We start from the raw sequence: 23,690 nt of genomic DNA, 5'->3' as shown, positions 1-23,690 counted from the left end.
CCAGCGCAAAAACCTCTTTCCAAGGCACCGATTCCGGTCTATACGCGCGGCTTCACGCGGGGCTACAGCCTTGGAGGAGCCCCGCCCTTATTTATTGGAGAGTATCAATGGCTGGAGAAATTCCGGATCTTGTCGCTCAGGAACGGACGGGGACAGGCAAGGGCGCCGCTCGTCAGGCACGCCGCGATGGCATGGTTCCTGGTATTGTTTTTGGTGGTGACACGGACCCGCTTCCGATCAACATCCCCTTTAACGTGCTGATCAAAAAGCTGCGTGCAGGTCGGTTCAAGTCGACCCTGTTCAACATGAAGGTCGAAGGACATGACGACGTCCGCGTGATCTGCCGCGACGTGCAGCGTCACGTGGTCAAGGATCTGCCGACGCACATCGATTTCATGCGCCTCAAGCGTACCACAAAAATCAACCTCTTCATCGCGGTTGAGGTTGTGGGCGACGATGTGGCTCCCGGCCTGAAAAAGGGCGGCGTGCTGACGCTGATCCGTCCGGAAGTCGAACTGGTTGTGACAGCGGGCGATATCCCCGATCACATCACAATCGACATCTCGGAAATGGAAATCGGCGACAACATCACGATCTCCTCGGTTGACCTGCCCGCAGGGGCAAAACCGACGATTGACCGTGACTTTGTCATTGCCCAGCTCTCTGCACCTGCTGGTCTCACGTCCGCCGACGAGGACGACGAAGACGGCGAAGAGGGCGATGCACCCGAGGCGGAAGCCGACGCAGAAGAATAAGATTTCCCATCACGGGAATGACGGATACGGGGCCCCTTGCGGCCCCGTATTTCGTTTCTGCAGACCCGGTGTTATGCTGCGCTGCAATATCAGGGAGCAGACAGCGTGAAACTCATCGTCGGCCTGGGCAACCCGGGGGCCAGATACGCGGGAAACAGGCATAATATCGGGTTCATGGCATTGGACCGCATCGCGGCGGATCACGGCTTTGGCCCCTGGAAGGGCAAACATCAGGGCAGTCTGACCGAGGCGCGTTTCGGCTCTGATCGCGCGGTGCTGCTCAAGCCCGAAACCTTCATGAACAACTCCGGCCAGTCGGTGCAGGCGGCCATGCGGTTTTACAAGCTGACGCCCGGGGATGTCGTGGTGCTGCATGACGAGATCGACCTCGCCCCCGGCAAGGTGAAACACAAGGTGGGCGGCGGGCACGCCGGGCACAATGGCCTGCGTTCTGTGCATGCGCATATCGGCCCCGACTATGCCCGTGTGCGGCTGGGGGTCGGGCACCCCGGTCACAAGGACCGCGTGCCCTCCTATGTGCTCAGCGATTTTGCCAAAGCAGACCAGGACTGGCTCGATGATGTGCTTCGCGGCATCAGCGACGGCGCCGCCTGGCTGGCCGCCGGAGCCCCGGACAAATTCCTCAACGCCGTGGCGCTGCGCACAGCCCCGCCGCGCTCCGGCACCGGAAACCAGAAACCCGCCGCTGCAAAAGCTGCAAAACCCGCCAAACCCGCCGCCATAGACAAACCCGCACAGCCCCGGGCAGCAGCCCCGGACACGCCCGCACCCGACGACAGAACGGCCATGCAGAAACTGCTGGACCGGTTCCGGTGAGCCTGCAGGAGGCTTTCGCCCATCAGGCTATCAGCTGCGAACGGCTCGGCTCGCCCTTTATGGGCCGCCTGCTGAACCTGCTCGCACAGGCCTGGCCCACAGACACCGCTCTGGCGCGCAAATTTGACACCTTCACCGGTGACATCGGCCCCGCCGGCCACTCCCTGCCCCTGCGCACGGCGGGCGGTCTGCATGCGCTGGTGCTCACCGGCCAGGCACCGGAGCTGGCGGCGGTCTACCCCCCGCACCAGTGCGGCGACGACAGGCTGCGTGCGGCTGTGCTGCAGGCGCTGCACACCCACGAGGCCTTTCTGCTCGACTGGACAGACAGCCCGCCCCAGACCAACGAGGTACGCCGCTCTGCTGCCCTGATTGCCGGTGCCGCCGTTGCCGCACAGCACGCCGACCTGCCCGTGCACCTGTCAGAACCGGGCGCCAGCGGTGGTCTGAACCTGATGTGGGACCACTACGCACTCGCACTGCCGGGCCACACCACCGGCCCGGATGCCCCCGTCCTCACCCTGACACCCGACTGGGACGGCCCGCTGCCACCGCAGCACCGGCCCCGCATCGCGTCCCGCGCGGGTGTCGATCTCAACCCGCTTGATCCGCGCAGCGATGCGGATCTGCTGCGTCTGACGGCCTATCTCTGGCCCGACCAGCCCGACCGCCTGGCCCTGACACGGGCGGCGGCCTCGGTGATGGACGCGCCCATCGACCGCGCCGATGCCATCGACTGGCTGGCAACGCGGCTGGATACGGCCCCCACCGGTCATCTGCACCTCGTCCAGCACACGGTCGCCTGGCAGTATTTCCCGCAGCCTGCTCAAAAACGCGGCCAGGCCCTGATCGAAACCGCAGGGGCCCGGGCCACACCCGAACGCCCGCTCGCCTGGCTCTCGATGGAAAGCGACGGCGACACCAAAGGGGCCATCGGTGCCGCACTGACCCTGCGCCTCTGGCCCGGCGATCAAACAGTCTTTCTGGGCCGGGCGGATTTCCACGGCCGCTGGATCCGCTGGCAACACCCTTAATAAGGAACGGCACCACTATGCGCAGAATAGGAAAATGGCTGGGTCGTATCCTGCTGGTGCTCTGTCTGGCGCTCATCGCCACAGGCCTGTGGAAACGCGAAGAGATCAAACGGCTGATGGCCGTCAATTCCCTCTTTGCCCCGGACCGCATCGTGCAGAACTTCTCCAACATGGATGCAGCCTTTCTGCATGTGCCCGTGCCGAAAGGCGACGCGCCGCCTTCTGATCTGCCCCGGGGCACGCCCGCCACCATGCCCGCCACCCTGGACAGCTTTGTGCGCGACCGCCATGTAACCTCCCTGCTCGTGCTGCGCGACGGCGCTGTGGTTTTTGAGGAGTATTATCTGGGCACAGGCCCCAATGATCTGCGCATCGGCTGGTCACTGTCCAAAAGCTTTCTCTCGGCCCTGACCGGCATCCTGCACCACGACGGCACCCTGCCCGATCTCGACGCGCAGGTCACAGACTGGGTGCCCCTGCTCAAAGGGGGGGCCTATGACGGGGCCACCGTGCGGAACGTCCTGCACATGGCCACCGGCGTCACCTTTGACGAGGACTATAAGGACAGGAACTCCGACATCAACCGCATGGGCCGCATCCTGGCGCTGGGGGGCGAGATGGACAGCTTTGCCGCCGGTCTGCAGGACCGTTTTGCCCCGCCCGGCAGCGACTGGAAATACACCTCCATCGACACCCATGTGCTGGGCATGGTGCTGCGCGCAGCCTCCGGGCGCTCGCTTCCCGATCTGATGTCCGAAAAAATTGTCCGGCCTCTCCGGCTCGAACGCGCGCCCTACTACCTGACCGATGGCACCTCTGTCGCCTTTGCTCTGGGCGGGATCAACATGACCACGCGGGACTATGCGCGCTTTGGCCAGATGTACCTGCAACAGGGTGAGTGGCAGGGCCGGCAGATCGTGCCTGCCGACTGGATTGTGACCGCCACAACCGCCACCGCCCCCACCGATCCCGACCAGATGGGCTATGGCTATCAGTGGTGGATGCCCCGCGATGCGCGCCCGCGCGAATACATGGGACGTGGCGTTTACGGACAATACCTCTACATCAATGAACCAGCGGGGGTGGTTATCGTGCTGACAGCCGCCGATCCGCCGTTTCAGGACCGCGCCGTCCAGCGCGAAAACCTGGAGCTCTTTCGCGCAATCGCCGACACCCGCTGAGGAGGACCCGATGGAGCCAGATGAGAGCATCAACGTACTGGGCACGGACCTGACCGTCTGTGGCACCGACCCGCTGACCGGGTTTTTCCGCGATGGCAGCTGCAACACCTGTGCCGCGGACCAGGGCAGTCACACGGTCTGCGCCGTCATGACGGCAGAATTCCTCGCCTTCTCCAAATACGTCGGCAACGATCTCAGCACCCCGCGCCCCGAATTTGGCTTTACCGGTCTGAAACCGGGCGATCCCTGGTGTCTGTGTGCGGGCCGGTTCATGCAGGCCTATGACGAGGGCTGCGCCCCTGCCGTCAACCTCACCGCGACCCACCAGCGCGCGCTCGAAGTGGTGCCGCTGTCGGTTCTGACTGCACACGCCCTGTCAGAATAGCCCGGCCCGTGCAGCGCCCCGCCGTTCAGACATCGTCAACCTTTACACCGCGCACGCCGCATTAAACCGGGCAAACGGCCCGGACCGTACGCTGCGAACCGACGTAATACCGACGTTTTACCGACGCGATACCGACAGCGGATTTTCCATATTTTCAAGGGCTGCGGGGGCCACATTCCGCCCCGGGGCCCCAAAGACCGACACGGGCCCGGCGCACGCCGGGTTAACCTCTCCCGGCGCAGGCCAGGCAAGGTCGCTCAGACGAATCGTTCAGATGGGCGCACCATGATCCGGTTCAGGCAAATTCACCCATCTCAAACCCCAGCGCTTTGGCCACGGTAAAGATGTCTTTGTCGCCCCGCCCGCACATGTTCATGCAGATGATGTGGTCTTTGGGCAGGTCCGGCGCGATCTTCATGACATGGGCCAGGGCATGGCTCGGCTCCAGCGCCGGGATGATCCCTTCCAGCTCACAGCACAGCTGGAACGCCTCCAGCGCCTCGCGGTCGGTGATCGCCACATACTGCGCCCGGCCGATCTCGTGCAGCCAGGCGTGTTCCGGCCCGATGCCCGGATAATCCAGCCCCGCCGAGATCGAGAACCCTTCGAGGATCTGACCATCGTCATCCTGGAGCAGATAGGTGCGATTGCCATGCAGCACGCCCGGACGCCCACCTGTAAGCGACGCACAATGCTCCATTTTTTCGTTCACGCCCTTGCCACCGGCCTCGACACCGATAATGCCGACCTCCTTGTCATCAAGGAAGGGATAGAAAAGCCCCATCGCGTTGGAGCCGCCGCCAATGGCCGCAATCACCGTGTCCGGGAAACGCCCCTCTGCAGCGGTCATCTGCTCGCGCACTTCCTTGCCGATGATCGCCTGAAAATCGCGCACCATCGCCGGATAGGGATGCGGGCCCGCCACCGTGCCGATGCAGTAAAACGTATCACGCACATTGGTCACCCAGTCGCGCAGCGCGTCATTCATCGCGTCCTTGAGCGTCCCACGCCCCGAGGTCACGGGAACAACCTCCGCCCCCAGCAGGCGCATGCGGAACACATTGGGCGCCTGGCGCTCAACGTCATGCGCGCCCATGTAAACAATGCATTTCAGCCCGAATTTGGCGCAAACCGTAGCCGTGGCCACACCGTGCTGGCCCGCACCGGTTTCCGCGATGATGCGGGTCTTGCCCATGCGGCGGGCCAGAATGATCTGGCCCAGTACGTTGTTGATCTTGTGCGCGCCGGTGTGGTTGAGCTCATCGCGCTTCATATAAACCTTTGCACCACCAAGCTTTTCCGTCAGCCGCTCGGCAAAATAGAGCGGGCTGGGACGCCCGACATAGTGCGTCCAGAGGTCATTCATCTCTGCCCAGAAACTGTCGTCCGTCTTGGCTCTTTCATACTGCTCTTCCAGCTCCAGGATCAGCGGCATCAGCGTCTCAGAGACAAACCGTCCACCAAAATCCCCAAAGCGGCCCTGCTCGTCCGGACCGGTCATAAAAGAGTTGAAAAGATCATTCGCCATGGCGCACCTGCTCCCGATTTCTGGCGTTCTGCCTACCGTGCGCGGGCACAGGAAACAAGGCGTTTTGCCGGGTCCGGGGGGCGGCGTTTCCGCGCGTCCCGGCGGGGACAGGCGCCGGGGCTGCGGGTGCCAGCTGCGCCTTACTCGGCGACGGGCTCTGCAGCTTTGCCTGCGTTTTCGGCACGGTCCGCAAACTGCAGGATAATGCTCTGCCCGGCGGCGGATTCCGCGTCCGGCCCCTGATCGGACAGCAGCCCCGTCACAAAGCCAAGACCGGCCACCAGAATAGCCGCAACTGCTATGGTTGTTCTGAAAGTCATCGTACCGCTCCCTAACTGGCTGAACACAAATCACAGAACTCTGTCTGTACTTTGGTTCTAACCGCCAGAGGGTGGCCGGTATGTGAACTGGATTACGGGGCCGGCACTTTTTGTGCCGCCGACACAAATTTTCTGATCAGCTCTGCGTCTTTTTCGCCCGGTGCACGCTCCACGCCTGATGACACATCGACCTGACGCGCACCGGTCAGACGCATGGCCTCTGCGACATTGTCCGGGGTCAGCCCGCCCGCCAGCATCCAGGGCCGGATCCAGTATTTACGATCCGCCAGCAGCCGCCAGTCAAAGGCCAGACCATTTCCCCCCGGCAGTTCTGCATCCTCCGGGGGCCGCGCATCGATCAGCAACTGATCTGCCACAGCCGAATAGGTATCGATGGCTACCAGATCCGCGCTTTTGGCAATGCCGATGGCTTTCATAACGGGCAATCCATAGCGCGCCCTGATCTCGGCCACCCGCGCCGGTGTCTCGCGCCCATGCAGCTGGAGCATGTCCAGCGGCACGTTCTCTGTCAGGGTGTCCAGAAAGCTGTTGTCCGCATCTACGACCAGCGCAACCTTGGCCAGGCCCGCAGGCGCCAGCGTCGCCAGATCACGGGCGGGTCCGATTTCAACATGTCTGGGGGATTTCGGAAAAAACACAAAGCCGCAATATGCAGCCCCTGACCGGGCGGCGGCCTCGACATGTTCGGGCCGGGACAGGCCACAGATTTTTACGGCAGTTTCTGACATCATCTGATGTGTTGATCACAGTGCCCGGTCACCTGCAACCGGAATAGGCCGCGCAATCAGCCGGTCTGTTCCAGCAGCGCCAGCACCTCGTCCTTGCCCTCGTGCTTTTCGCTCCTGAGCTTGCTGACCTCGCGCTGCAGCCGGCGCAGTTCCCGCGCCTGACGCGCGGCCTCTGCGCGCTGGGTATGCTCGCGGATCCACTCCCACACAAAGCCGACCAGCAGGCCAACAACGATCCCGCCAAAGATCACGAGAAAGAGCGGCAGCTCGATCTGTGGGTTCACCGCAAACCAGCCCGCCACTTCGGCCGGGATCAGTTGCAGTGAAACCATGCCACGGTTTGCAATGGCGACGGCAATCAGCGCCGCGCCGAAAACAGCAATGCAGGCATAGCGGATATAACGCATCAGGCTTTCCCGTTCAGACGATCACGCAGCAGTTTACCGGTTTTGAAAAACGGCACATGTTTTTCCTCGACATGGACAGTGGCCCCCGTGCGCGGGTTGCGCCCGACACGCGCGTCACGCTTTTTGACAGAGAAGGCGCCAAAGCCGCGCAGCTCAACGCGGTCGCCGCGTGACATCGCGCCGGTCACTTCCTCAAAGATGGTGTTCACGATGCGCTCTACGTCACGCTGGTACAGATGTGGATTTTCGTCCGCGATCTTTTGAATCAGCTCAGACCGTATCATTGCATCACCCCCCGGGATTTTTCTGACGGCATTCTGCCGACCGTTGATCAAACTATAGAAAAATTAACGCGCCACGGAAAGTCAGCCATTTAGGCATCGGCCGGTTTTTTCCGCCAGAACACCCTGTATTTGCGCAGTTTTTCATCTTGACTTGTGACAGATGGCCTCTGTTTGCCCCTCCGGCTGTGACGCCGCAATGCAGCGGCAGTGAATGATTCGGGACCTTTGCAGCCCGCAGGCTGTCTGTCCGTAACGCGCCTGCCGCGAGCCCGGCGACCGCCTTTGACGACTTTCCTTGCGCCAGGGCATACTTCTCCCTAGGGTTGCAGAACCCCGGATGGAGGCGCATTTCAATGGAACACAAAGATGGATTTGTCGTGGCGATCGGCGCGTCGGCAGGAGGTCTCAAAGCGATCCGCGCGCTGCTGACGACACTGCCGGAACATCTGAACGCACCGATTGTCATCGCGATGCACAGCAAACCGGCCTCGCAACTGACGGAAATTCTGAAAATCCAGTGCCCGCTCAAAATCAAGCGGCTGGAGGACGCAGAGACCCTGGTGCCCGGGCAGATCTACATCGTACCGGGCGCGACACATGCGTTTTTCCGCGATGGCCGCGTCAGGCTGTCCGAACCCGTGCGCAATTCAGGGTTCCGGCCCTCTATCGACGCGCTCTTTATGACGCTGGCCGCCGAATACAAAGACAGGGCAATTGCTGTGGTGCTGTCAGGCACCATGAACGACGGCACACGGGGCGCACAGGTCATCTATGACATGGGCGGGCGGACGGTTGTGCAAAACCCCGATGACGCGACATTTGAAGGCATGCCGCGCAATGTCATTCTGTCCGATCATCCTAAAAAGATCCTGTCCGCAGAAGGGTTGGGGGAGTGGATCGCCAAAGCCGTCGGCACTACCAGCTCCGAACCCGCCTGAACCGGCAACCCGGCACAAAAAAAAGCCCCGCATGACGCAGGGCTTTCTGATTTCGGGAAGTGCCCGGAGGGAACTTATTCGTCGCCCTTCAGCGCGGCACCCAGGATATCGCCCAGCGATGCACCGGAGTCGGAGGAGCCGTACTGCTCCACGGCCTCTTTCTCTTCTGCAATCTCGCGCGCCTTGATCGACACGCCCAGACGACGGGCTTTGCTGTCCACGTTTGTGATGCGGACGTCGACCTTGTCACCGACAGAGAAACGCTCGGGGCGCTGCTCGGCACGGTCACGCGACAGATCGGAGCGGCGGATAAAGGACTTCATGCCCTCGTATTCCACTTCGATGCCGCCATCTTCGATGGCTGTGACGTTCACGGTTACGATGGAGCCGCGCTTCACGCCGCCAACCGCTTCTGCAAACTTGTCGCCGCCAACCGCTTTGATGGAGAGCGAGATGCGCTCCTTCTCGACGTCAACCTCAGAGACAACCGCCTGAACCATGTCGCCTTTGCGGTAGTTCTGGATGGCTTCCTCGCCACGTTCGTCCCAGCTCAGGTCGCTCAGGTGCACCATACCGTCGATGTCGCCGTCGAGGCCAACAAACAGACCGAACTCGGTGATGTTTTTGACTTCGCCTTCGACCTCTGTGCCCTCGGGGTGTGTTTCTGCAAACACTTCCCATGGGTTGCGCATGGTCTGTTTCAGGCCCAGGGACACGCGGCGCTTGGCACCGTCGATTTCCAGAACCATGACTTCGACTTCCTGAGAGGTCGACACGATCTTGCCCGGGTGGACGTTCTTTTTGGTCCAGGACATCTCAGAGACGTGCACAAGGCCCTCAACACCGGCTTCCAGCTCAACAAAGGCACCGTAATCCGTGATGTTGGTCACGCGGCCTGTGTGTGTGGATTCCAGCGGGTATTTCGCGGCCACCAGATCCCACGGATCTTCCTGCAGCTGCTTCATGCCAAGGCTGATACGGTGTGTCTCTTTGTTGATCTTGATGACCTGCACCTTGATCGTCTCGCCGATCGACAGGATCTCGGACGGGTGGTTCACCCGGCGCCATGCCATGTCTGTGACGTGCAGCAGGCCGTCAACACCGCCCAGGTCAACAAACGCACCGTATTCGGTGATGTTCTTGACCACACCGTCGACCGTCTGGCCTTCGGTCAGGTTGCCGATAACCTCGGCGCGCTGTTCGGCACGGGATTCTTCAAGGATCGCACGGCGCGACACAACGATGTTCCCCCGGCGACGGTCCATTTTCAGGATCTGGAACGGCTGCTTGAGACCCATCAGCGGGCCCGCATCGCGCACAGGGCGCACATCGACCTGAGAGCCGGGAAGGAAGGCCACGGCACCGCCAAGATCGACAGTGAAACCACCTTTGACGCGGCCAAAGATTGCGCCTTCGACGCGCTCTTCGTCTGCATATGCTTTTTCCAGACGGTCCCATGCTTCTTCACGGCGCGCCATTTCGCGCGAAATGACAGCTTCGCCACGCGAGCTTTCGACCTGGCGGAGGAACACCTCTACCTCGTCGCCGACTTCGATTTTGGGAGCTTCGCCCGGATCAGCGAATTCTTTCAGTTCAACGCGGCCTTCCATTTTGTAGCCTACGTCGATAATAGCCTGGCCCGCTTCAATTGCGATGACCTTGCCTTTGACAACGGACCCTTCTTCGGGCGTGTCCATTTCGAAGCTTTCTTCTAAGAGTGCTTCAAACTCATCCATCAGATTTGCCATGTGGCGTCGTTTTCCTAACTTGGTTTGTTTCCGGCCGTGCGGTTGTCTCCGCCGGTCTTTGGGGTTTCAGTTGGTCTCGGCAAGGAACAAAGAAGGGCCGGCTGAACCGACCCTGCTCATGCTCACGGTGTTTTCCCCGCCTTGACGAGGGCGCGTATAGGCGCAAATGCTGCGGTCTGCAAGCCTTTATGCGCTGTTCCGGCAGTCCGTTGCCGGCACCCGGGCACGCCTTTCGGGGTCTGCCGGGATCATGCGAAAGCCCGCGCGCGGGGGGGCAACCAGCCCCCTGCGACCGATCACATTCTGCGAGAAACACTTGACACAAACGACGCGTGCCGCATTTCTGTGCGCACAAGGGGAAGATATATGCAGCTGAATTACGTGCTGTATGCGTCAGAATTCAACAGCGACATGGGGTACAGGTCGCTGAATGCGCTGCTCGACGTCAGCCAGCGCAACAATCACCTTCATGATATCACCGGCTTTCTGCACATCGAAGACAGGGTTGTTCTGCAGTACCTCGAAGGGCCCGCCTTTGAGCTTGGTGTGACAGTGGACAAAATACGCCGGAACGCCCTGCACCGGGATTTTTCGATCCTGTCCTATGGCCCTTCCGAACGGCGTTTCTTTGACGGTTGGGACATGGCGCTGGTGGAAAGTACCACGCTGACCCTCTCTGACCTGCTCGGAAAAACCTGTTCCAGCACCCGGGAACTCGTCGAAACCGATCCGTTTGAACTGATCAGCCTCCTGTCCACAAACGCTTCACTGCTCCAGCACCGCTACAGCGTGGCCTGAATGGCGTTTTACAGCTCTTGGCCCTGGCGCAGTGTGTCCAGCAGATTCTGATAGATGCCATTGGAATCGCCGCCACCAAAGATATTGGCGCCCCCCGAATAGGTCTGGCCATAGGTGCGCGCCACATTCACCGTCTGCGCCAGACCGGACAGGAACTGGTCCTGCTCCAGCGGCGACAGGGGATGGATGAACACCCCCCAGAGCCGTCCCTGCGCCACGGCATAACGCGCATCCAGGGCACTGTCGAAATTGGCCTGCATCAGCCGCATCAGTTCCTCCGGCTCCAGACCGTCGGCCGCGCGGATCGGGATCATCGCCCGCATTCTGTCCGCGCGCACATCCGCAATGACAATGACCGGTATGTCCTGAACCGTGAATTCCATCGCCGGTCCGTGCGCCTGCGCCTCAGGATCAATCGTCAGGATAATCTGTGCCAGACGCGACAGCGTCATCGGCGGCTCTGCGGCCTGTTGGGGCGGATCAGACGGCGGCGTGGCCTCCTGTGCCGTCAGGGCAGTTGCGCCAAGGACCAGGGTCAGTGTGATCAGCAGTTTCTTCATCGTGGGCATCCTCAAAGAGTTACCCCCAAAGCTAGGCCGCCGGCGTTTCATTATCCATGCACCCTTTGGTGAACGGACTGAAACACCTTCAGGGCGCTGGCGCTGGCAGGGAACCCGCGTTATGGTCACCGGGCAGAGAAAAGGGGGCAATATCTGGAACTTACTGTAGAATCCGCCTTTTCCACCGGCGGTCTGGTCGGACATCTGTCCTATCTGCTGCTTGTGGTTTCGATGTTGATGCGATCCATTACCTATCTTCGGATTCTGGTGATCGCCTCTGCATTTGTGGCAATTGCCTATGATACGATCTGGCTCAAAGACCCCGTTGGCGTGTTCTGGGAATCCCTGCTGGTGCTGGTCAATATCGTGCAGATCTCGCGCGAGTGGTTCAGCGAAAGGCGGGTCAGGTTTACCCCCTACGAGCAAAAATTCGTTTCCTCCCGCCTGCGCGGCGTGTCAAAAAAAGATGCCAAACGCCTGCTCAATCTTGGCCGGTGGGTCGACGGCGCCCCGGGAACGGTTCTGACGACCGAAGGCGATCCGGTGCCCTATGTGGTCTATCTGGTCACGGGCCGCGTTGATATTCTGTGCTCGGATGTTCTGGTGGGCACCTGTGGTCCGGGCAATTTCGTCGGAGAAATGTCCATTCTGGCCGAGGAACCGGCATCGGCCACCGCCATCGTCGCCGAGCCCTCGCACTACTGGATTATCTCGTCCGAGAAACTGCGGGTTCTGCAGGATACCGACCCGCAGGTGTCCGGCGCGCTGGATGTTGGTATTGCGCGCGATCTGCGGCGCAAGATCATTGCTGCAAACGCCGAACGCAGCGGACAGGTCTAGCCTGTTCGCGCCCGCTCCACGGCCCCGATGGCCCGGGTGACGGCCTGGTCGATCGTCATGTCCGAGGTATCGATTGTCACAGCATCCGGCGCGGGTTTCAGCGGGGCGGCAGCCCGGTCCCGGTCGCGGGCGTCACGCTCGCGGACATCGGCCAGCACCTGTGCAGGGCTGACTTCGCTCCCCCCGGCCACCAGCTCAGCATACCGTCTTTGCGCCCGCACTTCTGCGCTGGCCGTCACGAAAAGCTTCACCTCTGCCTGGGGGCAGATCACCGTGCCAATGTCGCGCCCGTCCAGCACGGCCCCCCCTGCGCGCCGGGCAAAGCTGCGCTGAAAGTCCAGCAGCGCCGCGCGCACCTCTGGCAGCACGGCCACCCGGCTGGCGGCCTGAGCGACCTCTGGCGAGCGCAGACCGGCCCCCTGGGTATCTGCCGCCGTCAGGCCACGCGCCGCATCCGCCGGGTCCTGGCCCAGCAGCATTTTGGCACCGACTGCGCGGTAGAGCAGCCCGGTGTCCAGATGCGCGCAGTTGAAATGCGCGGCCACAGCACGCGAGATCGTCCCCTTACCGGCCGCTGCCGGTCCGTCGATAGCGATGGTGAAGGGCTCAGTCACGCGGCTCAGCCCGAGGGTTGGTTGTCGCGGACCAGCTGTGCGCCAAGGTCTGTCATCAGGGGCTCAAACACCGGGAAGGACGTCGCAATCGGCCCGCCGTCATCCACGCTGACCGGTTTTGTTGCCGCCATGCCCAGGATGAGGAACGACATCGCGATGCGGTGATCCAGGTGGCTGGCACACACCGCACCGCCCGGCACGTTGCCATGCCCCAGACCCGTGACAATCCACCAGTCCGGCCCGTCTTCCACAGTGATGCCGTTCGCGCGCAGACCCGTGGCCATCGCGTCGATACGGTCGCTTTCCTTGACCCGAAGTTCCCGGACACCGCGCATGACAGTTTCGCCGCTGGCAAAAGCCGCAACCACCGACAGCACCGGATATTCGTCGATCATACTGGCCGCCCGGTCCTCGGGCACCTCGATGCCCTTCAGGTCCGGCGAGAAACGTGCGCGCAGATCGGCCACGGGCTCACCGCCCTCGATCCGTTCGTTTTCATAGCTCAGATCAGCCCCCATGTCGCGCAGCGTGGTAAAAAGCCCCGCGCGCGTCGGATTGAGGCCGATGCCCGGCACCAGAACATCCGAGCCAGGCACGATCAGCGCCGCACAGACAGGAAAGGCCGCTGACGACGGATCACGCGGTACGGCAATTTTCTGGGCTTTCAGCTCCGGCTGACCGGTCAGCGTGATGACCCGCCCGGCATCGGTTACTTCGGTCGCGATCTCCGCACCGAACCCGGCCAGCATACGCTCCGTGTGATCCCGTGTCGCCTCGGTCTCTGTCACAACGGTCTGGCCCGGCGCATTCAGGCCCGCCAGCAGGACGGCAGACTTTACCTGGGCGGATGGCACAGGCACGGTATATTCAACCGGCACCGGGTCTGCTGCGCCAACGACCGTCATCGGCAGCCGCCCTCCCGAACGTCCGTACGCCCGGGTGCCGAAAAGGTCCAGCGGATCGGTCACGCGCGCCATCGGTCGCCCGTTGAGCGAGGCATCGCCTGTAAAGGTCGCCGAGATATCGCAGGTCGCCATTGCGCCCATGATCAGCCGCACACCGGTGCCTGAATTGCCGCAGTCGATGACCTGTTCCGGCTCGGCAAAGCCGCCCGTGCCCACCCCGGACACTGTCCAGGTGCCACCGCCATGATCTGTCACTTCCGCACCAAAGGCCCGCATGGCCCGCGCAGTGTCGAGCACATCCTGCCCTTCCAGCAAACCGGTGATTTCCGTCTCGCCGATGCACATCGCCCCCAGGATCAGCGACCGGTGCGAGATCGATTTATCCCCGGGCACGCGCGCCTCCCCCTTCAGCGGGCCGCAGGGGCGTGAGGTCATCGGGATGGGGGCGCCGTGGCTGGACATGATCAGGTTTCCGCTTGTGGGTCGTGTTTCCTGGGTGGCTTAGCGCCTCGGTTCCGCAGGGTCCAGCCCGTTGTCACTTCGGCTGTGTCAGGTCCTGCGAAAGGTCAGGTAATGCGGGCGGCGCCCCTCGCGGATGGCCTTTTGCTCATAGCGTGTCGAAATCCAGTCGTCCCAGGGGGTTCGCCAGTCTTGCGGGTGCTCTGCCAGCCATTCAAACCCACAGCGCGGCACCTGCTCCAGTGTCTGACGCACATAGTCTTCGATATCCGTCGCCACCCGGAAAATGCTGCCCGGACGCAGACAGCATGCCAGTGGCTCAAGGTGTTCCGCTGTGACAAACCGGCGGCGATGATGACGCGATTTTGGCCAGGGATCCGGATAGAGCAGAAAGGCGCGGTCCACTGATTGTGCGGGCAGGACATCCATCAGATCACGCGCATCGCCGGGGTGCACGGCCACATTGTCGACCTGAGCGCGGCGGATTTTACCCAGCAGCATCGCGACGCCGTTGATATAGGGTTCGGCACCGATGATGCCCACGTCAGGGTTCTGTGCGGCCTGATGCACCATATGCTCGCCGCCGCCAAACCCGATTTCCAGCCAGACCGGACGCCCGCCAAACAAAGCCTCTGTGTCAAGAACAGTCCGCTCGGGGTTGTCCTCCCAGCTCACCGGGCCGGGCGACAGCGACCCGAGGTCTTCCTCCAGATAGCGGCGCTGCGACTGTTTCAGCGCCTTGCCTTTAAGGCGGCCATAAAAATTCCGATGCGGGCGTTGAGAGGACTGGGTCATAAGCGCCCTTTACCGCTGGTGCGCACGCGCTGCAACACATCCGCCGCTGCTGCCCGGCGGCATCCTGTCTGCGCCAGAGGCAAAGACAGGAGAAATGTCGTGCAGCGCAGCTGCGCCGTCGGATCAGACGGCCGCTTTCAGCGCGTCCACCAGATCTGTTTTCTCCCAGCTGAACCCGCCATCTGCTTCAGGAGCCCGGCCAAAGTGACCATAGGCTGCGGTCCGCGCATAGATCGGACGGTTCAGTTGCAGATGCTCGCGGATGCCGCGGGGTGTCAGGTCGATCACCTGGCCGATGGCCTTTTCAATGGCGTGGTCTGCAACGTCGCCGGTGCCAAAGGTGTCGCAGTAGATCGACAGCGGTTTGGAAACCCCGATCGCATAGCTGAGCTGGATTGTGCATTTTTCTGCCATGCCCGAGGCAACAACGTTTTTGGCCAGATAACGTGCGACATAGGCAGCCGACCGGTCCACTTTGGTCGGGTCTTTGCCGGAGAATGCGCCACCGCCATGCGGTGCGGCCCCGCCATAGGTATCAACGATGATTTTGCGCCCCGTCAGGCCCGCGTCCCCGTCCGGTCCGCCGATCACAAAAGTGCCCGTCGGGTTTACCCACCATTCCGTATCCGGGCTGATCCAGCCGTCCGGCAGCACATCGCGGATATAAGGCTCAACTATGGCGCGGATATCATCCGACGTCTGGCTTTCATCCGCATGCTGCGTGGACAGAACAATGGAGCTGACGCCAACAGGCACCCCGTTTTCATACCGGACCGACAGCTGGCTCTTGGCATCCGGCCGCAGCGTGGGCTCGGTGCCATTCTTGCGCACTTCAGCGAGACGCCGCAGAATCGCATGCGCATAGTGGATCGGTGCGGGCATGAGTTCAGGCGTCTCGCGCGTCGCAAAGCCAAACATAATGCCCTGATCGCCCGCGCCCTCGTCCTTGTCAGCTGCAGAATCCACACCCTGCGCAATATGTGCCGACTGTTCATGCAGCAGATTGGTAATTTCACAGGTTGCGTGGTGGAATTTGTCCTGCTCGTAACCGATATCGCGGATACAGGCCCGCGCGATATCCTCGATACGGCCCATGTATTCGTGCAGGCGCTCCTTGTCCGAGAGCCCCACCTCACCCCCGATGACCACCCGGTTGGTGGTTGCGAAGGTTTCCGCAGCAACCCGCGCTTCGGGTTCTTCACTCAGAAAAGCGTCGAGCACCGCATCAGAGATACGGTCACACACTTTGTCAGGGTGACCTTCGGACACGGATTCCGAGGTGAATACATAGTTCTGTCTGGACATGATACGCTCCAATGATCAAATCGCAGCCCGTCAGGAAGCCGTTGGGCGCGTCCGGATGTGCCTACGTGCAGGACCCGCCGGGGTCAATTGCTATTTCCGTGCATTTTGTGGCGTATCGCGCCCACCGGCACGAAAAAGCAACACAACCGCTAAAGCTGACAGCAAAAGAACAACAACCGGATAATCGCCCGTGCGACTGTAGAGCGTCGGTGCCAGCGGGGCAGGCAACGGCGCGTCCAGCGCATCCGCAACCCCGAGCGGCAAATCCGCAAGGACCCGGCCCCGCGGACCAATCACGGCAGAAACACCTGTGTTTGCAGCCCTCAGCAGCGGCAACCCCTGTTCCACAGCCCGCATCCGCGCCTGCGCCAGATGCTGATGCGGCCCGGCAAAACTGCCAAACCAGGCGTCGTTTGTCACCTGTAATAAAAAGGCCGGACGCGACGGCGCTGCATTCACATCATGTGCAAAGACGGCCTCATAGCAGATCAGCGGCATTCCCATGCCAAGGTCCCCGAAATCCAGCAGCCCCGGCCCGGGTCCCGGGGCAAACCCGATCCCGGTTGCGGCCAGCGCTGTCAGCCCGATCCAGTCCGCCAGAGGCGACAGCGGCATGTATTCGCCAAAGGGCACAAGGTGATGTTTGTCGTAAACCTGCTGGCCGCCTTCCGGTCCCGAAACGACCATCGCATTGCGCAGCCGCTGCCCGTCATCGCGCAGAATGCCAAGAGCCACCTGCGCCTGCGTCACCGCGCGGATCTGTTCAAACACAGGTGCCGCATCGCGCAGCCGCCAGGGCACGGCTGTTTCAGGCCAGACCACCAGCGCCGGTGACGGCGTGCCGGGGGCCGCCGGGCGGGCTGTCAGAGCAAGCTGGCGTTCATAGAAAATGCGGACATGGTCTGGCTGCCATTTCAGGTGCTGTTCGGCATTGGGCTGCACCAGGCGCACATAGTGCCCTGTCATGACCGGAGGTGCCGCACCCGGCGGCACAAGGAGCAGCAGGAAAGCCGCGGCAATCGCCCCTCCCTGAACGGTCCGCAGGGCCACACGCCCCCGGAACAGTTCCGGCAACGACAGCGCCCAGGCAGACGCCATGAGCCACAGCATCATGCCATAAGGGCCCACCAGGGCGAACCCCTGCCCGGCCAGCACCCCGACCAGCGCCTGCGAAGGCGTGGCCCAGGGAAACCCTGTGAAAATATAGGCGCGGGCCAGCTCGGCGGCTGTCCAGGTGAACACCAGCGGCCACGTGCGGGCGGAGAGTTTCCGCGCGCCCCAGAAGGCCATCGCCCAGAAAAGTCCCAGACCCGCGCTCAGAAACACAAGGGCAAAGGGGGCCATCCAGCCGTGCCGGGCTGCATCAACCTGAAAGGGCTCTGTGATCCAGTGCAGCGCCAGAGCAAAATAGCCCGCACCGAATGCCCAGCCCAGCAATGCCGCATCGACGGGTGTTTTCTGGCACCGCAACAGCAAGAACCCGCCCGCCAGCGCAAGAAGCAGAACAACCGGCAGATCCCAGGGGGCCTGCCCGAAGGCACCCGCCATACCGGCTGCCGCTGCAAAGAGCAGTCTCACACTGCGCGGGCGTGCGGAAATCCAGCGGGTCGTCGCGCCAGCCGGGATCATTTCATTGTTCAAGAAACCGGCGCGCCGATACGTACCCGGAGCCGTTTGATCCGGCGCGGATCAGCATCGAGCACCTCGAACTCGGGGCCATCGGGGTGGATGACGACCTCTCCGCGCGCAGGCACCCGGCCCGAGAGCATAAAGACCAGCCCCCCCAGCGTGTCGATCTCCTCTTCGTCCACTTCCTCGTGGTCGGTCAGCGAACGCCCGATCTCGGCCTCAAAGTCCTGCAACGGTGTTTTGGACAGCGCCAGGTAGCAGCCGGGTTTTTCCTGTGTCCAGTAAAGCCCTTCGTCCACGTCATGCTCGTCTTCGATCTCACCGATGACCTGTTCGATCAGGTCCTCGATGGTCACCAGACCGTCCACACCACCGTATTCGTCGATAACCAGCGCCATATGCCGCCGTTCGGCCTGCATTTTGGTCAGCAGCACGCCAATGCTCATCGATGGCGGCACAAACAAAAGCGGGCGCAGCATGGCCTGCATGTCAAAATCAGCGCCACCCCCGTTAAATCCGTGATGCAGCGCAATGTCTTTGAGGTGCAGCAGACCCACAGGCGTGTCCAGCGTGCCCTCGTAGACCGGCAGGCGGGTCAGCCCGCTTTCCTTGAACACTGCGACCGCCTCTTCCAGCGTCGCGGACTGGGACAGCGCGGTAATATCTGCTTTCGGGACAGAAACGTCCTCAACCCGCATGCGTCGCAGATTGATCATGCCATGTGTCGGAGAGTGCAGGTCAGGCAATGGTCCCGCCTGCGGCTGTTCCGGCGTCTCTGCCGGGCTCAGTGCATCAAATACGCGGCTGAAAAAACCGCCGGACCTCGAAGGATCGGGGTCCGTTGATATGTCATTTTCCGGCTGCGCGCCCCGCGCTGCGTCAGAAGATCCGTCGTTGTCGCCCATCAGGTCCTTGTCCGGTCAGCAGCAGCCAATGGCTGCCTTCAGTTTCTATATGGGTCATCCAGACCCATTTTGCCAAGTATCTGTGACTCGAGCCCTTGCATCAGCGTGGCATCCTTGTCACGGACATGATCATAGCCCAACAGATGTAACAGGCCGTGAACGACCAGATGCGTCACATGATCCGCCATCGGTTTACCCGCGGCCTCTGCCTCGCGTGCACAGGTTTCCCAGGCAATGGCAATATCCCCCAGTGTCAGCGCGCCGTCAAAATCCGGCTCCGGTGGTGCGGGGTCAGCACCTGCCTCGCCGGGCGCAAGCTCCTCTGCAGGCCAGCTGAGGACGTTCGTCGGGCCGGGCTTGCCGCGAAAATCCGTATTCAGAACCGAAATGCGCGCGTCATCGCAGGCCAGCAGCGATATGCCGGCATCCCCGGGCAGCCCCAGATGCCCGAGGGTCTGCGCCGCAGCATCGCCCGCAAGCTCTTCCAGCTTCAGGCTGTTCCACCGGGCGTCCTCAATCAGCACATCAAGCATCACAGGGGGCGGTCATGATTGCGGGGTATCCGCCTCATAGGCTTCGATAATGGCTGCAACAAGCGGATGGCGCACGACGTCTTTGGACGTGAAGTAGTTGAAGCTGATCTTTGGGATGGTTTTCAGCAACCGCTCTGCATCTGCGAGACCCGAGGCCGTCCCGCGCGGCAGGTCAATCTGTGTCCGGTCCCCGGTGATCACCATACGCGATCCTTCGCCAAGACGGGTCAGGAACATTTTCATCTGCATTGTCGTCGCGTTCTGCGCCTCATCCAGAACGACAAAGGCATTGGACAGCGTCCGACCCCGCATAAAGGCAAGGGGCGCGATCTCGATCTGTTTTTCCTCGATCAGCCGGGCCAGCTGTTTGCCCGGCAGAAAGTCTCCCAGCGCGTCATAGAGCGGCTGCATATAGGGATCGACCTTGTCCTTCATGTCACCGGGCAGAAAACCAAGGCGCTCCCCCGCCTCGACCGCCGGGCGCGACAGGATTATTTTGTCCACCTGACCTGTCAGGAACATCGACACGCCCACGGCGACGGCCAGATAGGTTTTCCCGGTACCCGCAGGCCCGATACCAAAGGCCAGCTCATTCTCAAAAAGGGACTGAACATATGCTTTCTGGGCGTCGGTGCGTGGCTCAACGCGTTTTTTGCGGGTCTGTATCTCGATACGGCTGCCAATCGGCATTTCCAGCTGATCACCGTTTTCCGGTCCCGCTTCTTCAAAGGGGCCCATGCGCAACTCACGGTCCACATCGGCGGTCTCGACCACGCGACCGCTTTCCAACCGCGCATAAAGCGCATGCAGAACACGCATCGCATCCACCTGGGAATCGCTTTCACCGATCACCGCCAGTTGGTTGCCACGGCGTACGATCTGCACACCCAGCGCATTTTCAATCTGCGCCAGATTTGCATCATAGGGGCCACACAGATCAATCAGCAGCCTGTTGTCGGGAAATTCGACGACGCCGCCCGGGGCAGCAGTCAGGGTGTCGGGGGCACTCGGGTCACTTGGGGACAATAGCTGTTCCTTGCCGAAAAACTTGTCTGTTCTGACGGTGCCAATTCCCAACCCCATGCGCAAGGCGCTGTATCGTGGAATAGTGCACTGTGGCCATAAAAACCGGGCAGACCACAGCCTGCGCCCATAAATTTGCGCAAAGGCCGCTGATCGGCCCGTGAAAGAACCCACAAATCGGGGTGATCACCGGTGACGGGCGGCAAGTGAGTTGCGTTTTGCCTCAACGATTCTCACCGGAACCATATCGCCAATGGCCGCGCTGCACTGATCGATGTGAACAGCGTGCAGATACTCTGACTTGCCGACCATCTGGCCATCATGACGCCCTGCTTTTTCAACCAGGACGTTCAGATCCCGCCCGACCATACCGGCCTGGATTTCCTGTTGCTGCTGGGTGATCAGGGCCTGAATACGCTGCAGACGGTCGTCCGCCTCGGCCGGGTCAACAAGCGTGCGTTCCGCCGCGGGCGTTCCGGGCCGCGTCGAATATTTGAACGAATAGGCATAGCCGTAATTCACAGCACGGATCAGGTCGAGCGTTGCCTGAAAATCCTCTTCAGTCTCTTCGGGAAACCCGACAATGAAATCCCCCGACATCAGGATATCCGGGCGGGCGTCCCGTATTTTCCCGATCAGGCGCAGATAGCTTTCCGCCGTGTGACTGCGGTTCATCCGCTTGAGAATACGGTCCGAGCCGGACTGCACCGGCAGATGCAGATAGGGCATCAGCTTGTCGCATTCAGCATGTGCCGCAATCAGGTCGTCGTGCATGTCGTTGGGGTGCGAGGTTGTGTAGCGAATGCGCTCCAGCCCGTCGACACCGTTAAGGTGCCAGATCAGATCGGCGAGGGTCTGCTCACTGCCGTCCGCCCCGTCACCGTGATAGGCGTTCACATTCTGGCCCAGCAGGGTAATTTCACGCACACCGCGTTCCACCAGATCGCGCGCTTCCTCGACAATCCGTGTCACCGGGCGGCTGACTTCTGCGCCCCGCGTGTAAGGAACCACACAAAAGGCGCAGAATTTATCGCAGCCTTCCTGCACGGTGAGAAATGCCGAAGGGGCACGCCGCGCTTTGGGGCGCTTCTTAAGCTCTTCGAATTTGTCCTCTTCGGGGAAATCTGTATCCAGCGCCCTGTGCCCGTCGCGGACATGCTGCTCCATTTTGGGCAGGCGGTGATAGGACTGCGGCCCCACAACCAGATCCACAGCGGGCTGACGCCGCATGATTTCTTCGCCCTCGGCCTGGGCCACACAGCCGGCCACGCCGATTTTCAGATCCGGATTCGCCGCTTTGAGCGGTTTCAGTCGCCCCAGTTCCGAGTATACCTTTTCCGCGGCTTTCTCGCGGATGTGGCAGGTATTCAACAGGATCATGTCGGCCTCGCCCGCATCCTGCGTCTCAACATACCCCTGCCCGCCCAGCGTTTCCGCCATGCGTTCGCTGTCATAGACGTTCATCTGGCAGCCGTAGGTCTTGATAAAGAGCTTTTTGGGCGCAGTCATAAGGCAGGTCCGGGATCTGGAGTGTTGCGCGGCTGAGTAACAGCCCCTCTGCCAGCTTGCAATGCGTCGTCGCATAGCGGGGTTTTCGCCGACCCCTTTGGTGGTCACGCTCCGCTGGCAGATACCGACAAAGTTTTCCTGGTGGCCCGCTCTGTACTGTCACGCTGGCCTGTGGCAATCACACTGATCGACGTCAATGTCGGGGTGGACATGACTCCGCGGCACCTTCACCGACGTGAATTCAAGACTGTGATCGCGCGGGTACCAGAACGGTTTCCGCTGGCACACGCCCCGCAGATCATCATTCATCGCACCTGACTTTGTCGGTGTTCCCGAAAACACAGCACTTGCGTGCCCACAACGCGCTTGTTCAGGCGGCAAAGATAATGGTCAGGGCAGTTGCGAATAGGGGCAGACATCGTCTTCAAAAGGAACATGCCGACGGCGGAAAGGCGCATCTTTCACCACCTCTGGCTGGCTGATCCGGTCCATTCGAAAATGTCGGAAATCACACCGCAACGGATCCCAGGCAACCAGATACCAAAGCGGCGGCAGGATCAGCATCGCCTGCGGTTCCACTTCGCGCTGCGACTGTCGGCCTTTCGCGTCCCTGTACCTGAACCGCAGATGCAGACGCTGCAAAAAACCGGCCTCAAAAGCCGGCAATAAATCCGGATCGATCTTTCCCGTGTCGCTGAGGTCCTGCAGGGGCGACACCTGACCGACATAAAGACAGTCCAGAAAGCGGCGCAGATCTGCCACTTTGTCTCTTGGCAGCGCTTTTTCGATCTTGGCCAGCCCAGCATCCGCCAGGTCCGAGAACGGCAGGCTGCCTGCTGCGCGCATGGCCGCAACACTGATCAGAAGTGCGAAAACCTCTGTCACTGAGAGCCGCGCGGTTGTCTGCACTGACCCCGGATCAAGCTGCACGCCGCCACCACGCCCGCATTCTGTATGGATAACGAAACCCTGCTCCCTCAGGGCCCCAATATCGCGGATTACAGTCCGGCGGGAAGTGCCAACTTCACCGGCCAGTGCCTCGACTGTTGATGAACCGCTGCGCCGGAGGCTGCGGACAATGGCGTCATGTCGGTTCCGAACATTCATTTTTTGACCATAGCACATTCGGTGACATATTTTGTCACCGTTTTTCTTCAAACATGATCCTGCAACGGCTCAACCAGGAGAATCACCATGACCACCCCCAGCGACACGACCGCCAGACCAGAGATTTTCAACCCCGCACATCTGCACGACCCCACACCGAACGGCTACAGCACGGCGGTGATTGCACCCGATGCAGGACGCCTTGCTTTTGTCTCGGGGCTGGGCGGTCAGGATCACACCGGCGGGCTTTCCCCGGATTTTGCAGCACAGGTAGCGCAGGCCTATGCCAATCTTCAGGCCGTGCTCGACGCACTGGGGGCAACCCCGGACCAGGTTGTGAAGCTCACGGTCTATGTGGTCGACCATGACATGTCGAAACTGGGTGTGCTGACCGAGAATGTGCAGGCCATGTTCGGCGCCACCCTGCCCGCGCAAACGCTCGTTCCGGTCCCAAAGCTGGCCATCGACCCGATGCTTTTCGAAGTGGAAGCTGTCGTCTCCCTCACCTGATTGGTTTTCAACGGTCCGGTAATCCGCCGGGC

General features: G+C 61.4%; 27 protein-coding genes. 10 read left to right on the top strand and 17 right to left on the bottom strand.

The features are described from left to right. The first annotated feature begins 107 nt into the window (after positions 1-107). The 5 genes from Q1A34_RS18575 (at position 108) to Q1A34_RS18555 (ending at position 4,192) form a co-directional block, all read left to right on the top strand. Positions 108-755, top strand: a complete 648-nt coding sequence (locus tag Q1A34_RS18575) for a 50S ribosomal protein L25/general stress protein Ctc (RefSeq protein ID WP_300037961.1) — start codon at positions 108-110, stop codon at positions 753-755. 105 nt (positions 756-860) lie between these two features. Beyond that, positions 861-1,592, top strand: a complete 732-nt coding sequence (gene pth, locus Q1A34_RS18570; RefSeq protein WP_300037958.1) for an aminoacyl-tRNA hydrolase — start codon at positions 861-863, stop codon at positions 1,590-1,592. After that, complete coding sequence (locus Q1A34_RS18565; protein ID WP_300037955.1) at positions 1,589-2,626, top strand: DUF2332 family protein; 1,038 nt, start codon at positions 1,589-1,591, stop codon at positions 2,624-2,626. The genes pth and Q1A34_RS18565 overlap by 4 nt, the downstream gene beginning before the upstream one ends. A gap of 17 nt (positions 2,627-2,643) precedes the next feature. Further along, entirely contained in the window at positions 2,644-3,807 is a 1,164-nt protein-coding gene (locus Q1A34_RS18560; RefSeq protein WP_300037952.1) for a serine hydrolase, read from the top strand. Between the two features lie 10 nt (positions 3,808-3,817). Continuing rightward, a complete protein-coding gene (locus tag Q1A34_RS18555; protein WP_300037949.1) occupies positions 3,818-4,192 on the top strand; it encodes a DUF2237 domain-containing protein in 375 nt (124 codons plus the stop codon). 295 nt (positions 4,193-4,487) lie between these two features. Here Q1A34_RS18555 and trpB read toward each other — a convergent pair whose 3' ends face one another. From trpB to ihfB, 5 genes are all read right to left on the bottom strand, one after another. Continuing rightward, positions 4,488-5,720, bottom strand: coding sequence for a tryptophan synthase subunit beta (gene trpB, locus Q1A34_RS18550; RefSeq protein ID WP_300037946.1), 1,233 nt, complete (start codon positions 5,718-5,720; stop codon positions 4,488-4,490). 140 nt (positions 5,721-5,860) lie between these two features. Continuing rightward, positions 5,861-6,040 carry a hypothetical protein gene (locus Q1A34_RS18545; protein ID WP_300037943.1) on the bottom strand — a complete coding sequence of 60 codons (180 nt, stop codon included), beginning with the start codon at positions 6,038-6,040 and terminating at the stop codon, positions 5,861-5,863. A gap of 92 nt (positions 6,041-6,132) precedes the next feature. Further along, positions 6,133-6,792 (bottom strand): phosphoribosylanthranilate isomerase, encoded by a 660-nt coding sequence (locus tag Q1A34_RS18540; RefSeq protein WP_300037940.1) that lies wholly within the window; start codon positions 6,790-6,792, stop codon positions 6,133-6,135. A 53-nt stretch (positions 6,793-6,845) separates the two neighbouring features. After that, positions 6,846-7,196 carry a LapA family protein gene (locus Q1A34_RS18535; RefSeq protein ID WP_300037937.1) on the bottom strand — a complete coding sequence of 117 codons (351 nt, stop codon included), beginning with the start codon at positions 7,194-7,196 and terminating at the stop codon, positions 6,846-6,848. Continuing rightward, the gene (gene ihfB, locus Q1A34_RS18530; protein WP_298838941.1) at positions 7,196-7,480 is read right to left on the bottom strand and encodes an integration host factor subunit beta; all 285 of its coding nucleotides are present in this window, start codon (positions 7,478-7,480) and stop codon (positions 7,196-7,198) included. The genes Q1A34_RS18535 and ihfB overlap by 1 nt, the downstream gene beginning before the upstream one ends. Positions 7,481-7,833: 353 nt before the next feature. On the opposite strand from ihfB, the gene Q1A34_RS18525 reads away from it, so the two are divergent. Next, positions 7,834-8,418, top strand: coding sequence for a chemotaxis protein CheB (locus Q1A34_RS18525; RefSeq protein WP_300037934.1), 585 nt, complete (start codon positions 7,834-7,836; stop codon positions 8,416-8,418). A 74-nt stretch (positions 8,419-8,492) separates the two neighbouring features. Here the strand turns inward: Q1A34_RS18525 and rpsA are convergent, their stop codons facing one another. Then, positions 8,493-10,166, bottom strand: coding sequence for a 30S ribosomal protein S1 (gene rpsA / locus Q1A34_RS18520; RefSeq protein WP_300037931.1), 1,674 nt, complete (start codon positions 10,164-10,166; stop codon positions 8,493-8,495). A gap of 366 nt (positions 10,167-10,532) precedes the next feature. Between rpsA and Q1A34_RS18515 the strand changes: the two genes are divergently transcribed. Beyond that, positions 10,533-10,964, top strand: a complete 432-nt coding sequence (locus Q1A34_RS18515) for a BLUF domain-containing protein (protein WP_300037928.1) — start codon at positions 10,533-10,535, stop codon at positions 10,962-10,964. Positions 10,965-10,972: 8 nt separating this feature from the next. On the opposite strand, the gene Q1A34_RS18510 is transcribed toward Q1A34_RS18515, so the two are convergent. After that, on the bottom strand, positions 10,973-11,524 hold the full coding sequence (locus Q1A34_RS18510) for a hypothetical protein (protein ID WP_300037925.1): 552 nt from the start codon (positions 11,522-11,524) through the stop codon (positions 10,973-10,975). A 231-nt stretch (positions 11,525-11,755) separates the two neighbouring features. Here Q1A34_RS18510 and Q1A34_RS18505 point away from each other — a divergent pair, with 231 nt between their 5' ends. Next, positions 11,756-12,364, top strand: a complete 609-nt coding sequence (locus tag Q1A34_RS18505; protein ID WP_300037923.1) for a cyclic nucleotide-binding domain-containing protein — start codon at positions 11,756-11,758, stop codon at positions 12,362-12,364. Here the strand turns inward: Q1A34_RS18505 and cmk are convergent. The 9 genes from cmk to miaB form a co-directional block, all read right to left on the bottom strand. Beyond that, on the bottom strand, positions 12,361-12,978 hold the full coding sequence (gene cmk, locus Q1A34_RS18500; protein ID WP_300037920.1) for a (d)CMP kinase: 618 nt from the start codon (positions 12,976-12,978) through the stop codon (positions 12,361-12,363). The genes Q1A34_RS18505 and cmk overlap by 4 nt on opposite strands. A 5-nt stretch (positions 12,979-12,983) precedes the next feature. After that, positions 12,984-14,345 (bottom strand): 3-phosphoshikimate 1-carboxyvinyltransferase, encoded by a 1,362-nt coding sequence (gene aroA, locus Q1A34_RS18495; RefSeq protein WP_300037917.1) that lies wholly within the window; start codon positions 14,343-14,345, stop codon positions 12,984-12,986. Between the two features lie 87 nt (positions 14,346-14,432). After that, positions 14,433-15,137 (bottom strand): tRNA (guanosine(46)-N(7))-methyltransferase TrmB, encoded by a 705-nt coding sequence (locus tag Q1A34_RS18490; protein WP_300037914.1) that lies wholly within the window; start codon positions 15,135-15,137, stop codon positions 14,433-14,435. 123 nt (positions 15,138-15,260) lie between these two features. Continuing rightward, complete coding sequence (metK, locus tag Q1A34_RS18485) at positions 15,261-16,442, bottom strand: methionine adenosyltransferase (RefSeq protein WP_300037911.1); 1,182 nt, start codon at positions 16,440-16,442, stop codon at positions 15,261-15,263. Between the two features lie 90 nt (positions 16,443-16,532). Beyond that, complete coding sequence (lnt, locus tag Q1A34_RS18480; RefSeq protein ID WP_300037908.1) at positions 16,533-18,071, bottom strand: apolipoprotein N-acyltransferase; 1,539 nt, start codon at positions 18,069-18,071, stop codon at positions 16,533-16,535. An 8-nt stretch (positions 18,072-18,079) separates the two neighbouring features. After that, entirely contained in the window at positions 18,080-18,976 is an 897-nt protein-coding gene (locus Q1A34_RS18475) for a hemolysin family protein (RefSeq protein WP_300037905.1), read from the bottom strand. 38 nt (positions 18,977-19,014) lie between these two features. Further along, positions 19,015-19,512, bottom strand: a complete 498-nt coding sequence (gene ybeY / locus Q1A34_RS18470; protein WP_300037902.1) for an rRNA maturation RNase YbeY — start codon at positions 19,510-19,512, stop codon at positions 19,015-19,017. 9 nt (positions 19,513-19,521) lie between these two features. Then, on the bottom strand, positions 19,522-20,535 hold the full coding sequence (locus Q1A34_RS18465; RefSeq protein ID WP_300038208.1) for a PhoH family protein: 1,014 nt from the start codon (positions 20,533-20,535) through the stop codon (positions 19,522-19,524). Positions 20,536-20,718: 183 nt separating this feature from the next. After that, positions 20,719-22,041 (bottom strand): tRNA (N6-isopentenyl adenosine(37)-C2)-methylthiotransferase MiaB, encoded by a 1,323-nt coding sequence (gene miaB / locus Q1A34_RS18460; RefSeq protein ID WP_300037899.1) that lies wholly within the window; start codon positions 22,039-22,041, stop codon positions 20,719-20,721. 141 nt (positions 22,042-22,182) lie between these two features. On the opposite strand from miaB, the gene Q1A34_RS18455 reads away from it, so the two are divergent. After that, the gene (locus tag Q1A34_RS18455) at positions 22,183-22,359 is read left to right on the top strand and encodes a hypothetical protein (protein ID WP_300037896.1); all 177 of its coding nucleotides are present in this window, start codon (positions 22,183-22,185) and stop codon (positions 22,357-22,359) included. A 72-nt stretch (positions 22,360-22,431) separates the two neighbouring features. Here Q1A34_RS18455 and Q1A34_RS18450 read toward each other — a convergent pair whose 3' ends face one another. Then, entirely contained in the window at positions 22,432-23,148 is a 717-nt protein-coding gene (locus Q1A34_RS18450; protein WP_300037893.1) for a WYL domain-containing protein, read from the bottom strand. Positions 23,149-23,235: 87 nt separating this feature from the next. Between Q1A34_RS18450 and Q1A34_RS18445 the strand changes: the two genes are divergently transcribed. After that, complete coding sequence (locus Q1A34_RS18445) at positions 23,236-23,658, top strand: RidA family protein (protein ID WP_300037890.1); 423 nt, start codon at positions 23,236-23,238, stop codon at positions 23,656-23,658. Positions 23,659-23,690: the final 32 nt, after the last annotated feature.

The sequence above is a fragment of the uncultured Roseobacter sp. genome (assembly GCF_947491795.1).
Lineage (GTDB): Bacteria > Pseudomonadota > Alphaproteobacteria > Rhodobacterales > Rhodobacteraceae > Roseobacter.
This window is presented reverse-complemented; position numbering and strand designations above follow the sequence as displayed.